Origin of the sequence: Mycobacterium marinum (assembly GCF_003391395.1) — a bacterium.
Taxonomy (GTDB): Bacteria; Actinomycetota; Actinomycetes; order Mycobacteriales; family Mycobacteriaceae; genus Mycobacterium; species Mycobacterium marinum.
Genome location: NZ_CP024190.1, coordinates 5249755 through 5264085, shown reverse-complemented (window position 1 = coordinate 5264085; position 14331 = coordinate 5249755). Strand labels below are relative to the sequence as shown.

At 65.0% G+C, this 14331-nt stretch carries 13 protein-coding genes; 6 read left to right on the top strand and 7 right to left on the bottom strand.

The annotated features are described in order from the left end of the window. Positions 1 to 504: 504 nt before the first annotated feature. On the top strand, positions 505 to 930 hold the full coding sequence (locus CCUG20998_RS22020) for a hypothetical protein (protein WP_231389731.1): 426 nt from the start codon (positions 505 to 507) through the stop codon (positions 928 to 930). A 184-nt stretch (positions 931 to 1114) separates the two neighbouring features. Continuing rightward, positions 1115 to 1858, top strand: a complete 744-nt coding sequence (locus CCUG20998_RS22015) for a class I SAM-dependent methyltransferase (protein WP_020729755.1) — start codon at positions 1115 to 1117, stop codon at positions 1856 to 1858. A gap of 96 nt (positions 1859 to 1954) precedes the next feature. On the opposite strand, the gene CCUG20998_RS22010 is transcribed toward CCUG20998_RS22015, so the two are convergent. From CCUG20998_RS22010 to CCUG20998_RS21985, 6 genes are all read right to left on the bottom strand, one after another. Continuing rightward, positions 1955 to 2671 (bottom strand): C39 family peptidase, encoded by a 717-nt coding sequence (locus CCUG20998_RS22010; RefSeq protein ID WP_020729756.1) that lies wholly within the window; start codon positions 2669 to 2671, stop codon positions 1955 to 1957. Positions 2672 to 2836: 165 nt separating this feature from the next. Then, positions 2837 to 3646, bottom strand: coding sequence for an IclR family transcriptional regulator (locus tag CCUG20998_RS22005; protein WP_020729757.1), 810 nt, complete (start codon positions 3644 to 3646; stop codon positions 2837 to 2839). Positions 3647 to 3678: 32 nt separating this feature from the next. Beyond that, a complete protein-coding gene (locus CCUG20998_RS22000) occupies positions 3679 to 4827 on the bottom strand; it encodes an aromatic ring-hydroxylating oxygenase subunit alpha (protein WP_012395979.1) in 1149 nt (382 codons plus the stop codon). Then, positions 4824 to 5966 carry an N-methyl-L-tryptophan oxidase gene (gene solA, locus CCUG20998_RS21995; RefSeq protein ID WP_012395978.1) on the bottom strand — a complete coding sequence of 381 codons (1143 nt, stop codon included), beginning with the start codon at positions 5964 to 5966 and terminating at the stop codon, positions 4824 to 4826. The genes CCUG20998_RS22000 and solA overlap by 4 nt, the downstream gene beginning before the upstream one ends. A 6-nt stretch (positions 5967 to 5972) precedes the next feature. Continuing rightward, entirely contained in the window at positions 5973 to 8417 is a 2445-nt protein-coding gene (locus CCUG20998_RS21990; protein ID WP_020729758.1) for a GcvT family protein, read from the bottom strand. A 196-nt stretch (positions 8418 to 8613) separates the two neighbouring features. Further along, positions 8614 to 9417: a ubiquinone biosynthesis protein COQ4 gene (locus tag CCUG20998_RS21985; RefSeq protein ID WP_231389732.1), complete on the bottom strand. Its 804-nt coding sequence runs from the start codon at positions 9415 to 9417 to the stop codon at positions 8614 to 8616. 28 nt (positions 9418 to 9445) lie between these two features. Here CCUG20998_RS21985 and CCUG20998_RS21980 point away from each other — a divergent pair, with 28 nt between their 5' ends. The 3 genes from CCUG20998_RS21980 (at position 9446) to CCUG20998_RS21970 (ending at position 12607) form a co-directional block, all read left to right on the top strand. Beyond that, positions 9446 to 10102, top strand: coding sequence for a TetR/AcrR family transcriptional regulator (locus CCUG20998_RS21980; RefSeq protein ID WP_231389733.1), 657 nt, complete (start codon positions 9446 to 9448; stop codon positions 10100 to 10102). Between the two features lie 76 nt (positions 10103 to 10178). Next, positions 10179 to 10961 (top strand): hypothetical protein, encoded by a 783-nt coding sequence (locus CCUG20998_RS21975; protein WP_036456116.1) that lies wholly within the window; start codon positions 10179 to 10181, stop codon positions 10959 to 10961. Positions 10962 to 11005: 44 nt separating this feature from the next. After that, a complete protein-coding gene (locus CCUG20998_RS21970; protein WP_081651054.1) occupies positions 11006 to 12607 on the top strand; it encodes an esterase-like activity of phytase family protein in 1602 nt (533 codons plus the stop codon). Between the two features lie 19 nt (positions 12608 to 12626). On the opposite strand, the gene CCUG20998_RS21965 is transcribed toward CCUG20998_RS21970, so the two are convergent. Beyond that, the gene (locus CCUG20998_RS21965) at positions 12627 to 13139 is read right to left on the bottom strand and encodes a nitroreductase family deazaflavin-dependent oxidoreductase (protein WP_231389735.1); all 513 of its coding nucleotides are present in this window, start codon (positions 13137 to 13139) and stop codon (positions 12627 to 12629) included. A gap of 153 nt (positions 13140 to 13292) precedes the next feature. Between CCUG20998_RS21965 and CCUG20998_RS21960 the strand changes: the two genes are divergently transcribed. After that, a complete protein-coding gene (locus CCUG20998_RS21960) occupies positions 13293 to 14066 on the top strand; it encodes a DUF427 domain-containing protein (protein WP_020729764.1) in 774 nt (257 codons plus the stop codon). Positions 14067 to 14331 lie beyond the last annotated feature (265 nt).

Here is a 14331-nt window from a genome sequence, read left to right as displayed (position 1 = left end):
TACGCGATGTCTACCTGACGCGCGATCTGGTGCCGTGCTGGGAGTGGCTGGCGATGTGCGAAGTGTTGTCTCACGCGGGCGTGGTTCAGTGTCGAGTGCTGGCAATTACGTGTGCAATGGGGCTTCTCTTCGCGCCCGGAGTAAACGCCGAACCAGGTGATGGGCCGTCTGTGCAGTCCTTTGGCCGAGGTGTTGCGCCGATCCCGCGACAACCAAGCTCATCATGTGACCCGAACTACTCGGGTGCCTGCGTCCCGATCGCCAGTGATGTCGATTGTGCCGGCGGTAGCGGAAATGGTCCGGCGTATGTGGTGGGCCCGGTAATTGTCATCGGACGCGACATCTACGGCCTTGATCGAGACGGCGATGGAATTGGGTGCGAATAAAAGCCCGTGAACTGGCGGGCTGAGAGTCTGCGTCAGGCAGTTGGGGGAATACGTACTGGAGCAAAACGAGTGCAGCCGTGTGCAAGCATCCGCCGTTGTTTTCGCCCACCATGGTGTGGTGGAGCTATGGTACGCGGGGCGGCACCATGACTCGGGCGCAGGTCGCGCGCCTGCTCGAACAGCACCAGGCATCGGGGCGCCGGTGATCTGCGTGCACGGTGTGCCGGCGTCGTCGTTCCTTTCCCGCAGGGTCGTGCCGGCTCTGACCCAGCGTGGTTTGCGGGGACCATCGGATTCGACGTCGCCAACGCTCAACACCATCATCGCGGTGGAGCGTTTTCACCGTCGCCGGGCCATGGAGCCGTTCGCCCATCGAGCGGTCGGCGAAAGATGGCTTGGCTTGTTGCGGGTTCCGGGCGCGTTCGAGTCGATAATGCGTCTGGTGAGTGCGAGCAGTCGGGTCCCGATCGCCGAGATCGCTTGTTGGAAACAGCTTTTGTTCGGGGACGACGGAGCCCGGGCATTCCTCGAGATCATGCGGTGATTCGAACTGACGCCAGGAAATCGGCACCGCATCGCATTTCTCCCGCCTCTTCAAGGCCGTTCATGGGTCCTCTCCCGCCGAATACCGCGCCCAGGCTTCGCTACGCTCGGCCGATCGGGGCTAGTTTGGAAGTAGAGCTGCGCGATGGCGGGATCGGGTTGCTGCTTGGGGAAAGGCGGCCGGTGTGGCAATCGACTACAACCAGGGGCACATCGCCGAGCAGTATCAACAGGCGAAGACGCAGCCTTGGCGAGAACGCATCGAGACCTACTCCTTTCTCAAGCACATCGGTGACGTCAGCGGCAAGAAGGTGCTGGACGTCGCATGCGGCGAAGGGCATTTCACCCGCTTGTTGCGCCGTGCCGGCGCCGGGCAGGTGGTCGGACTCGACATCTCCGAACGGATGATCGCCCTGGCCCGCGCGCAGGAAAAGCAGCAGCCGTTGGGCATCGACTACGTCGTGGCGGACGCCCGTTCGACCGTTGCGCAACAGGATTACGACGTGGTTGTGAGTGCGTGGCTGCTGGTGTACGCGCAAAACCGGGCGGAGCTCGCGCAGATGTGTCGCGGCCTCGCGTGCCGGGTCAAGCCGGGCGGCCGGTTCGTCACGGTGAACACCAATCCGGGGGTGTATTCGTTTCGGCCCGACTACCGTAAGTATGGATTCGAGCTGCAACTGGCCGATCACGTCTGCGACGGCGCGCCGATCGACATCACGGTCAATCTCGCCGATTCCAGACTGCAAGTCCGGAACTACTACCTACCGATCGAGGCCTATGCCCGCGCGTTCCGGCACGCCGGTTTCCACGACTTCGCCGTCCACATTCCCGATCTGGAGCCTGCCCCCGAAGCGGGTGAGGAGGGCGACTACTGGGACTACCTACTCGACAATCCTTTCCTGGTCATCATGGACTGCGTCAAAGACTAACGCGCGCGGCCGGCTCCTGGCTGGCCGCAACGGTGCCGTCAGAGCTGTTGGAGCTAAATCGATTTCGGTTTGGCGAGATCCTGTCACGACCACGTTCTAGTTGTCGTTGACCGTTACCACCATCTGGTAGTCGCTGGCCTGCCAGGCCTGCATGAAGGTGTCGATCGGCACCTGCTTGTCGGCGCCCGACGGATAGGCGGGGTCGTTGAGGTGCACGACGCCGGTGCGGGTGTCCACTCCGGTGATGACCAGGGAGTGGTCCGGGGCGCTGTGGTCGCCGTCCGGGTTGTTCCAGATGGTTTCGACATTGACGGTGGCGATCACCTTGTGGCCATCGCCGAGGTAGCGCTCGATCGCCGAAAGTCCGGTGGGAACACCGGTTTGCTCTTCGGTGGAGGCATTGGTGATGGCACCCTTGATGCCGAACTGGGCCAGCAGGACCACCACATCGCTGGGGTCGGTGCCCCAGGTTTGGGTGGGGGTGGGGCGGATGTAGATCGACCCGGGATGCATCGAACTCGGCGTGCTTTCGGCCAGGCGAACGATCTGCTCCTCGGACGGCAGCTTTCCAGTTACTTCGCCGACCACGTCGGCGACCGACATCAGCACGCAGTTGTCGGGCAGGTGCTGCATCTGCCAGTACTGAGCGGCCGTGTCAGGGTGGCCGTACAGCGCGCCGGTGGCTTCGGTCTGGGGAGCGGGGCTGGCCAGAGCGGGGGCGGCGAACGCTCCGGCCGCGGCCGCGCCAATGAAGGCCGCCGCGGTGGCGGCGCGCGCTGCGGTGGCGACTCGGTTCATGAAGGTCTTCGACACGATGAGCTCCTTTCCTCATGGGCTTCTCGTCGGCCGCCTCGGCGGCGCGGTGGGTTCCGTGAGAAAAAGATCCACCCGGGGCCTTCCGGGATTCATGAAGAAACCTTGGAAGCCGCGAAAGCCCTGGAAGCTACCTGTCACCGCCCGTGAGCGGCGGCCTCGGTATCAGGAGATGCGGTCCGTCCAGCCCAGCCCTCGACTCACCGCGTCGGCCGCGGCAATGGTCTGTTGGGCGACCTCTTCGAAGTCGGAGGCCGGTAGCCGGTAGGCCGGTCCGGAGACACTCAGCGCCGCGGCAACCCGTCCGGTGCTGTCGTAGACCGGCGCGGCGACCGCGTTGAGGCCGATTTCGAGCTCCTCACGTGCGCTGGCCCAGCCGGCCGCGCGGGTGGCCGCGAGTTGGGCCTCCAACGCGTCGATGGTGACGATGGTGTTCTCGGTGAAGCTGTCCAATGTCGCGCCGACCCGCTGGCGTACCTCATCTGCGTCCAGACCGGCCAGCAACACCTTGCCGGATGAGGTGGCGTGCACTGGGCAGCTCTGGCCCACCCAGGTTTGCAGTGCGATTTCGGCGGTGCTGACCGCCTCGACGATGTTGACGGCGCGGTTTTCGTCGAGGATTGCCAGGTTGGCCGTTTCACCCAAGTCCGCCGCCAGCTTGTCGCAGGCGTCCTGGCTCAGCTTCACCAGGTCCGAGTGACCGCTGCGGGCGCGGGCCAGTCGCGACACCCCGATTCCGAGCTGGTACTTGCCGCGATCGGAGAGCTGTTCGACGTAGCCGCGTGCTTCCAGCGCGGTGATCAGCCGCGACGCGGTTGATTTGTGTACCCCGAGCTCATCGGCGACCTCGGTCACCCCCGCTTTGCCCAGGTCCGCCAACAGTTCGAGCACCAGCAGGGCCCGGTCAACCGATTGAACGGTGGGGGCAGGGTCTGACTCGGAGGCACCGCCGTCGTTGCCTGTCCCCATGATCATCGACGATATACCGCTGCTCACGGGCACCTCGGTTACCCCGTCACCGCGGGGGTGCCGATGCGTGCGATGACCCACTGATGGAATTCGGCGATGTGGTGCTCGGCGGGAACCAGCACACCGCCGGTGCGGTAGGCGCGTGACGACATCGCGGGCTGGGTCCGCTGGCAGGCGTCGAAGTCCTGCTCGTTGACGCGATGGAACAGTTCGACCGAGTGCGCAATGTCACCGGCCGCGGCCACCTCGGGGGCATAGAGCCAGTCACATTCCACGATGGTTCGGTCGGCGGCGATCGGGAACATCCGGTGGATGATCGCGTGGTCGGGGACCAGGTTGATGAACACCGTCGGTTTGACGGTGATGGCGAAGTAGCGTCGGTCCTGCTCCGGCCTGATTCCGGGTAGGGCGGTGAAGCCTGCCCGGCCGTCCACGGTGAAACCTGCTACCGCCGAGCCGAATTCGGCGCCGCGTCCCACCGATCGCTGAGCCGCCTGGCCGCGTGCGAATTCCGGTATCACTCTGGTCAGCTCGGGGTGGATGGTGGCGCAGTGGTAGCACTCCATGAAGTTCTCGACGATCAACTTCCAGTTCGCCGCGACGTCATAGCTGACACGCCGCCCGACCTGCAACGCCTCGATCCGGTAGGTGTCTATGGCGCTCACGTCGCCGAGTCGCGCCGTGACCGACCCGACGACGTCGTCTTCGAACGACGGCGGATCCTCGGCCAGGCAGACCCACGCATAGCCCAGCCACTCCCGCAATGCCACCGCGACCAGGCCATAGCGGTGCCGGTCGATGCTCGCTCCGTCGGTGTCGGTCAGTTCCGCGATATTGGGGGCGGCGATCAGGGTGCCGTCCAATCCGTAGGTCCAGGAGTGGTAGGGGCAGCGCAGATTCCGGCGCACCTGTCCCTCGGGCTCGGTGCACAGCAGCGCACCTCGATGCCGGCAGATGTTGAGAAAGGCGCGCAGCCGTCGATCCCGCCCCCGCACCAGCAGCACGCTTTCGCGTCCCACCTGTACGGCCTTGAATTGCCCCGGCTCGTTCAGGTCGGCCGCGCGCACGACGCAAAACCACATGCTTTCGAACACGTGCTGTTGCTCGGCGGCAAACACGGCGGCACTGGTGTAATAGGCCCCGCCCAGGGTGGGCAGCAAGGCCGAGGGTTGCCGGACAGCGGTCATACGGTCACCAGCCTCTGCGGGTCGAACAGCGAAATCGGTTGGCTGGTAGCGCCCTCGGTCACCAGGTCGGCAAGAATCTCGCCGACCACCGGCACGAACTTGAAGCCGTGCCCGGAGAATCCACAGGCCACGGTCACCGCTGGGCAGTACGGATGTCGTGCGATGACGAAATGCTGATCGGGTGTGTTGGAGTACATGCAGGTCGCCGCTTGCAGGCAGGTGCCGGCGAGCGCCGGCAATAACTCGCCGACCCGGGTGATCATCTCGTGGATCTCCTGCGGCCCTACCACCCGGTCGATGGTGTCCGGGGTGCAGGCGATCCCCTTGCGGAAGAACGCGACCTTGACCCCGCCGCGCGGTCCGTCGATGGCGGGGAAGCCGTAAATCTGTGCGCCGGAATCATTCTCGGCGATGAAGATCGGGTGATCCCGGAACCCGGCCGTGCCGCCAACCGGGTCCAGCCAGTACATCACCTGGCGTTGCACCGTGATCGGAATGCCCAATTGGCTCAGCAGCTCCGGTGCCCAGGCGCCGGGGCAGACCACCAGCTGTTCGGCGGTGTAGGTGTCGCGGCCGGTGGTGACCCGCACGCCGCTGGCGGTCGTGGTCCAGTTCAGCACCGGCTCCTCGAACTGCAGTGTTGCCCCCGATCGCTTTGCCAGCTCCAGGTGTGCACGCACCGTCAGTTCAGGGCGAGCCAAACCCGCCTTGGCTTCGTAGAGCGCGATGTCTGTGGGCTGCGGGGTGAAATTCGGGAAGCGGGCCGCGATCTGCGGGGCGTCGAGCACCTCGTGCGGCAGATCCCACTCGCGGCTGGCCCGCAGGCTGCCGGCTACGGTCGCGCAGTCCGGCGGTCCGATGAACAGGCCGCCGGTGAGTCGGTAGATGTCGCTCTGGGCATCGATGGCCAGCCTCTCCCACAGCTCATAGGACCGCAGCAGCAGTGGCACGTAACCGGGATCCTCGAAGTAGGACTGGCGGATGATCCGGGAGCCGCCGTGGCTGGATCCCTTGTCGTGGGCCGGTTGATGACGCTCCAGGCCGAGCACTCGGCGGCCCCGGGCGGCCAGATGATAGGCGGCCGCGCTTCCCATGCCGCCCAGTCCGATCACAATGACGTCGTAACCCGTTGTCGCCATGGTGAGTTACCTCCGTATCCGGGTGGACTCTGGATCGACCACCGGTTGCTGGTGGACGCTCGCCGGGTAGCGCCGACCGCGGTGGTCGACGGTGACGGTGTCGCCAATCGACGATTCGGCCGGCAGCCAGGCGTAGGCGATGGTGCGGCCAATCGTGGGCGAATACCCGGCACTGGTCACGAATCCAATGCAGACATCGCCGGCCAACACCGGCTCCTTGCCCAGTGCCGCCGCGGCGGGATCGTCGAAGACAAGGCACTGCAGTACCTTTCGCGCAGCGGCGTCCACCAGCGCGGCCTTGCCGATGAAGTCTTTGGACATCCGAACCGCGAAGCCTAGGCCGGCCTCGTCCGGGCGGTGCTCGGCGGTCATGTCGGTGCCCCACGCGCGGTAGCCCTTCTCCATGCGCAGGCTGTTGAACGCGATGCGCCCGGCGGCAATGGCCTGGTGGCCGGCGCCGGCTGCCCACAACAGGTCCCACAGGGCGCCGCCGTAGCTGGCTTCGGTATAGATCTCCCAGCCCAGCTCGCCGACATAGGACACCCGCAGCATGGTGACCGGGATGGCCTCCAGATAGGTCTGCAGCAACCGGAAGTACGGGAACGCTTGGTGTGACAGATCGTCTCGGCACAACGGCTGCACAAGGTCCCGCGCGGCCGGCCCCCACACCCCGATGCAGCAGGTGCCTCCGGTGATATCGCGCAGCGTGACGCTGCCGTCTTGGGGCAGATGACGACTCAGCCAGTCGAAGTCCTGGGGCCCATTGGCGCCGACCTGAAAACGGGCCGTGCCGAGTCGGGCGACGGTGAGATCGCTGCGGATGCCGCCCGTCTCATCGAGCATCAAGGTGTAGGTGACCGATCCGACGCCCTTGTCGATGTCGTTGGTAGTCAGCCGCTGCAGCAGGTCGACCGCACCGGCACCGCTGACTTCGTAGCGGGTCAGCGGTGTCATGTCGTAGAGGGCGACGCGTTCACGCGTCCACTGCGCCTCGGCGATCGCGATGGGCGACCAGTAGCGTGCCGCCCAGTCGTCACGCTCGGGAAACGCCACATTGCGCCCGGCGAGCTCCCGAACAAGCTCGGCATTGGCTTGGAACCATGCGGGTCGCTCCCAGCCGCCGCCCTCGTAGAAGTAGGCGCCCAGTTCGCGCTGGCGGTGGTGGAATGGGCTGGTGCGCAGGCCGCGCAGCGCGCTGCGGTACTGGTGGGGATGAACGATGTCGTAGACCTCGACGAAGGCCTGCGCGCAGGTCTCGTCGATGAATCGTGGGCTGCGCGCAAAGTCCTCGAACCGGTACAGGTCGCATTCGTGCACGTCGATCGACGGGGTGCCGTCGACGATCCACTCCGCGACCGCTTTGGCCACCCCGGCCGAATGGGTCACCCACACCGCCTCGGCAACCCAGAATCCGCCCAACTCCCGGTGCTCGCCGAGCAGCGAATACCCGTCGGGCGTGAACGAGAAGATGCCGTTGAAGCCCTCGTCAACCTTGGTGTCCCCGAGCGCAGGCAGCAGTCGCACGCATTCACGCCAGGCCGGTTCGAAGTCCTCCTCGGTGAAGGGGAGCATCGAGGGCATCGGTTCACCGGCGGTGTCGGCCAGCAACGTGGACATGTCCACGGGCATCGGCTGGTGCCCGTAGGAGCCGATGCCAAGGCGGTCGACGTGTTCGCGAAAATAAAGGTCGGCGTCTTGGTGGCGCAGGATCGGCAGGCTCGCCGGGGCGTCTTCGGTGTTGCGCCCGACCAGCGGTGCGACCTGGCCGGTCTTGGCGTATTGGTGCGCCATCGGCACCAGCGGCAGCACCAGGCCCACCTGTTTGGCCAGCTGTGCGCCCCAGAATCCCGCCGCGCAGACCACGATGTCGGCCTCGATGACACCGCGACTGGTGTGGACTCCGGTGACCCGGCCGTTGTGGTCGGCCACCTGCTGCACCTCAGTCTCGGCCAGGAAGACCGCGCCCCGCGCGATCGCGCGCCGAGCCTGCGCTTCGACCGCGCGTACCGCCGAGGCCAGGCCGTCGCTCGGGGTGTGAAAGCCGCCCAGGATTCCCGCGCGGTCCAACAGCGGGTGCAGCTCGACGCACTGGTCCGGGCGGACCAGCCGCCCCGGCACTCCCCAGGCCTGCGCCCAACCCGCCTTGCGATGCAGGTCCGCCCAGCGCTCGGCGGTGGTGGCGACCTCGAGCCCGCCCACCCGGTTGAACACCGCCCCATCGCGATGGTGCAGTCCGGAGAATTTGTCCACGGTGTAGCGAGCGAATGCGCTCATGGTTTTCGACGGGTTGGTCGCAAACACCAGGCCGGGGGCATGCGACGTGGATCCGCCGGTGGTGAACAAGGGCCCGCGGTCGACCACCGTGACATCGATGACCCCCCGGGCGGTCAGCTCGTCGGCCAGCGAAGCCCCAACGATGCCGGCACCCACGATGACGATCTTCGGTCCCATAACGCCACCCACTTGCACTATGTTCCGTAATGCGGAACAAGTTTTGTAATGCGCAACATGGTGAGGTCTGGCGCGGCCGCTGTCAAGCGGACACGAAGGGACCCGGAAACGGCGCGGGCGGGGCCGCGGCATTGGCTGGCCCCAGCCGTCTCCCGGTGCGGCTATCGGAGGCTTACCGGTCGGGGTTGCGAATCGATCAATGGCGCGCGGCGCCGACCGCCGCGGTCTGATAGTCCCAGGGCTCGAAGGGGGCGGAGGCGGTGCCGGTAGGTAGCTGCCATCTGGTGAAGAAGTGGCCGGCCGGATGTGCGCTCTCCGATGCCGCGATGCCCAGCGCCGCGCGGACCTCGGCCAGCGGTCGGTCCAGGAGCTCTTCGTAGGGGGCCGCCATCAGGTTCTGCGCGGCCCGCCCGCGTGCTACCGCCTGGCGCCAGAACTCGCGTTTGCGCCGCCATGAGCCGCCGCGTACCACCGCGCACGCGATGAATCCGAAAATCGCTGTGGTTCGGCACTTTCCAAGCTGGCCGTGATGCAGGCCCAGGTTGCCGATCTCGCCGCCCAGGTCGGGTCCGTAGCCGCCCAGCACGTGGAACATGTCATGCAAGACGGTGCCCCGCTTGATCATGTAGCCGAAGTCGGGGTCCCAGCCATTGCGTTCGATGACCGGCTCGATGACGTCGCGGGCATCGAATACCCCCGCATCGAGGCGGTGTTGACGCAGGAAATCGCGATAGGCGGCGCCGAGTGAGCCCGGCGGCAACGTAGCCAGGTAGTCGTCGTCACCGAGTCGCGCCATCAGGTCGGGCTTTGTCTCGAGCAGCCGGCGTCCCTGCGGGAGTCGGGCGAGTTTGTCGAACTCGCGCTGCAGGGCCGGGTAGCCGAAGGCGATCACGGCTTCGAATACCTGGTCGTGATTGAACCGAAGGCCGAACACGTGGCCCAGTGCGCGAACACCGGTCCGCATCTGCCCGTACCGTGCCGTTGTGGACGGGATAGCCATCTACCAAATAATAGACATACTGTAATCGATGTCAACTAAAGTTCCAGCCGGAGAATCCGGCGTGCGGCGACGCGGCCGGCCCGCGGGGGGCGGCAATACCCCGGAGCAGGCGCGTCGTCTGCTGGTGCAAACGGCCGAGCGTTGCTTTGCCGGAAATGGTCTGGATATCACCATGGCGGAGGTTGCCAAGCGGGCGGGCGTCTCACGCGCTGTGCTCTATCGGCATTTCGGTGGGCGTGATGAGTTGGTGGTCGCGGTTGCGGTTCAGGTGATGGATCGCTATGTCGCACGAGTGGTTGATGACCTGATGCCCACGGACGACGTTGCCGCCCTGATCACCGAGTCATTGGTTTTTGTGACCACGGTGGTCAGTCGTGATCCCCTGCTCGAGTTGCTGTCCATGGGAGCCGAGCACGGCGTCGCCAGTTTGCTGGCCAACTCCCCGGTGTTGTGTGGGAAGGTGGCCGGCCTCTACGAGCAGGTGTTCGTCCTATTCCGGGACCGGTTGCGAGTGGGCTTGGAACCCGGTGATGTCGGGCGATACATCCTCGGGGTAGCACTGTCGCTGCTGATGAACGTGATACCGGGGTCGGATGACCCCGCGACGGTCCGTCGCTATGTCCGGACCTTCGTGCTGCCCGCGATTGTCGCGTCCCCGCCCGACGCGGTGTCGGTGTTTGTCTGAGCCGAGGCAACTTCCCCGTGTCGCGCGCGGCGGCGCATCGCTGCGGTGCGCCCGTGCGGCCATACACTGGGCCATCGTGGGTATGCTCTTCGGGTTTTCGCCGTGGCTGGTTTACTGGGTGTTGGTCGGCAATGTCCCTTTCGAGACGGCGGTCGCGGTCGCGCTGTTGATTGCCCTGGCGGTGCTGGCGGTAGGGCGCTCCACTCAAAAGCCCGGGCGCACCGTCGAAATAGGTTCTGTCGCAACATTTTCAGTGCTGACCGTGCTGACATTCGCACTCAGCGAGGTGTTTCTGGCGCGATGGATCGTGGCGGTGAGTAACTTCGGCATCTTCCTGGTCGCTGTTCTCGGAGTACTGATGGGCAAACCGCTTGTGCGCGAATACGCGGCCGCCGAATTGCCCTCCGACGTGGTCAACACCGAGTTGTTCAAGCGAATGACGATGATCCTGACCTGGATCTGGGTTGCCGCGTTCGCCGGTATGACGCTCTCATCACTGGTTCCGCCGATCGTGGAAAGTGACGCCACCATCCTTGACACCAAGACCCCGGTGTCGTTCATGTGCTACTGGGTCATTCCGGTGTCGCTGCTGGGTTTGGCGGCGCTGGCTTCTCAGTTGCTGCCCACCCGGATGCTTGCCGGCATCGACGAAGTTGTCCGGGAGACCTCATTCGTCGCTTACGACGAAGCGACCATCGACGAGCTGTACTACCTTGCCCAAGAACACGCCAACCGGGAAGTCGGTCCGGGTAAGGAGGCCTACAACGTGAAGGTCGGCGGGATGGGGACACCCCTGACCGGCGACGAGGCGCGCAAATCCTGGCCCTCAACCTATAAAGTGCGTGACAAGCGGCGCTAGCGCCGGCCTCCGTACACCCGCACTACAACTTTTCCTGCTAAATCATGCGTATGGCATTTATGGCGAGACGATGGGTAGCGACGGTTGGGTTGTCGATTGCGCTGACAGCCTGCTCGTCGAGCACCTCAGATCCCACCGCCGCGTATGCGGGCAACATGGACTTGAGTACCGCAACCGGCACAGCGTTGGCGATCTCACCGGGCCGGATGTTGGCGGCCACCCACGGCGTGACACCGGTGGCGTTCGGCAAACCCGCGCACGGCCGCATCGCCCACGGCGAAAACGGTGCCATGATCTACACCCCCGACCCGGGCTTCACCGGTACCGATGAACTCGCCGTCACGGTTAGCCACGCGGTCAAGCTCTTCGCCGAGGACCAACTGCCGCTGGCCACCGTCGGCGGCGTCGCGATCAAGGCCAGTGCACACGGATCGGGAATCGCCGCGGTGCCGGGCAGTGCCGATGAAATCTATGGCATCACCGACCGCGGTCCCAACGTCGACGGGCGTACCCCGAATGAAAAGGTGCTCCCGGTACCCGAATTCCACCCGCACATCGCCAAGCTCAAACTCGCCGATGGCGTGGCAACGGTGGAGCGAATCATCACGCTGCACGGTCCGGCCGGACGTCCGATGCTCGGACTGGTGTCCCCGCAGGCGAATACCGGGGAGGCCCTGGTAGACCTCAACGCAACGCCGCTGCCGCCTTCCGATTACGGCGTGGACCCCGAGGGGCTGGTCGCCATGTACGACGGCAGCTTCTGGGTATCCGACGAGTACGGTCCCTACCTCATCCACTTCGACGACAACGGCAAAGAGCTGGAACGCTTTTCACCGTTTGACGGGACGCTGCCCCGGGAGCTGTCACTGCGCAGCCCCAACCGCGGCATCGAGGGTCTGACCATCACCCCGGACGGTTCCACGCTGGTGGGGATCATGCAGTCGGCCATCCAGACGCCCGAGCTGGCCGGCCCGGCCAAGTCGGTCCCGATCGTGCGCATCGTGACCGTCAACCTCATTGACCCCAGAAACGCCCACGAATACCTGTATCCGCTGGACAATCCCCAGCAGACGAAGGTCGCTGTCTCCGATATCACCGCGCTGAGCGCCACCACGTTCCTGGTCGACGAGCGCGACAACGAGCCGGCGCCCAAGGGAAACAAGAAGATCTACCTGGTGGATACCGCCGACGCCACCGACGTCGGACCCCGCTCGACGGTGCCCGGTGCGGTGTATCAGGCGGACGCCGGCGGCTTGCTCATCGACGGTGTTCCGATCGAAACCGCGGTGGGCGTCAGTACCGACGCCGACGCCGTCGCCAAGCTCAAGGCCGCCGGCATCACGGTGGCGTCGAAGACCCTCAAACTCGATCTCGGATCCCTGGTGCGCACGCTGAGTCCCAACGGTGACTTCTTCGGGCACGACAAGATCGAAGGCCTGATCACCCCGGACGGCGGCAAGACGCTGATCATGGCAAATGACAGCGATTTCGGGCTGGCCGGGTTGGCCTCGGACACGCCACCCATGCGGCTCGAGCCCAAGATGTTGCCCAACGGTTCCCAAGACAATGGCGAGATTCTCATCGTCGACACGACCCAGCTGCCGGCGAAGACCGAATCGGTGACGGTCTCCATCAGGGTCGGTTGAGCGCGGTGGACCGGAGCGCTCAGCCCGCCACCGGGCGAAGGCGAAAAACCCGGATCTCGCGGGGCGCGCAGCTGCTGCGATAACCCTCGTAGCCGGCGTAGAAGTCCGTGGCGCTGGCCCACGCCGCCGCGCGCGCATCGCCGGTGAGCAGTTCGGCCCGGTACGGCCCGGGCGGCCCTTTGAACTGCACCGTGCACTCGGGGTGTGCCAGCAAGTTGGCACTCCACGCGGGATGGTTGGGACGCCCGTAGTTGGACCCGATGGCCAACAGTCCGTCGGAGTCCTCGATCAATGCCAGGGGATGCACCCGGGGCTGGCCGGACTTGGCGCCCGTCGAGGTGAGCAGGCCTACTTTGTTCCAGCCCCCGAAGCTCAGCCGGCCGCCGGTCCGTGGGATCAGCGCCTTGTCGATGGGTGGGGCAACGCGGAGCATGACGACGTAGCCCACCCGGGTCATCAGGACGCGCTCCAGCAGCGCCTCATCGAGTCGCAACCGTCGCCCACGCCGCGGGCTGTACCTGCGAAACGCCACGAGTAGCACAGTAATCGATCGGAGCGGAGCCCACATTGGGGTTTGTGGGGGTTCGCGGGGGTTATGGCGTCGTAGGTTGAATGGGTCGGATGCGTCGAGTCCTCCGCAGGCAAGGAGCGTTGCGATGATCAAGGACAACTCATGACAAGCGACATGGGAGACCGCGACTATCCCCAGATGGCGGCCGCCCGCGGACGGATCGAGCCGGCGCCGCGCCGGGTGCGCGGCTATCTGGGCCACGAATTGGTCTTCGACACCACACAGGCTCGCTACGTGTGGGAAGTGCCGTACTACCCCGCGTACTACGTGCCATTGGCCGACGTCCGAGCGGAGTTCCTCAGGGACGAGAACCATGCGCAGCGGGTCCAGTTGGGTGCCTCGCATCTGTACTCCGTCGTCGGCTCCGCGGCAACGCAGACCCATCCGTCGGCCGCGCGGGTGTTCGACGCCGACGGTGCGAGTCCGGTGGCGGGCACCGTGCGGTTCGACTGGGATGTGCTGCGGTGGTTCGAGGAAGACGAACAGATCTATGGCCATCCGCGCAATCCCTACTCGCGTGTCGACGCGCTGCGCTCGCAACGACATGTCCGGGTCGAACTCGACGGTGTCGTGCTTGCCGATACCGGCGCTCCCGTGCTGCTGTTCGAGACCGGACTGCCCACCAGGTACTACATCGATCCAACCGACGTCGCCTTCGAGCATCTGGAACCGAGCGCGACCCAGACGTTGTGCCCCTACAAGGGGACGACCACCGGCTATTGGTCGGTGCGGGTGGGCGACAGCGTGCATCCGGACCTGGCGTGGACCTACCACTACCCGTTGCCCGCCGTTGCCGCAATCGCCGGGTTGGTGGCGTTTTACAACGAAAAACTTGACATTAGTGTCGACGGTGTCAACCTATCCCGGCCCCGTACACACTTTGGCTAGGTTTGAGCATAAGCACGGTGTGAGATTTGCCTCTCCCGGTGTTGGAATATAAGAGATTCTTATTTGACGTCCGCGATCAGGGCATTTGGACTGTTGGCGACACGTGACAAAATAGCTGATCAAGCTATCCTTGGAAGTTTGCTGCGAATTCCCTGTGTAAATGATTCAGAATTGCATTCTGAGCGCTGGCTGAGGCGGCCGAGTGACATAGGTAACAGCAATAAAATTGAAATCTATTTACCCAGAATTAAGGAGCTAGACTCGG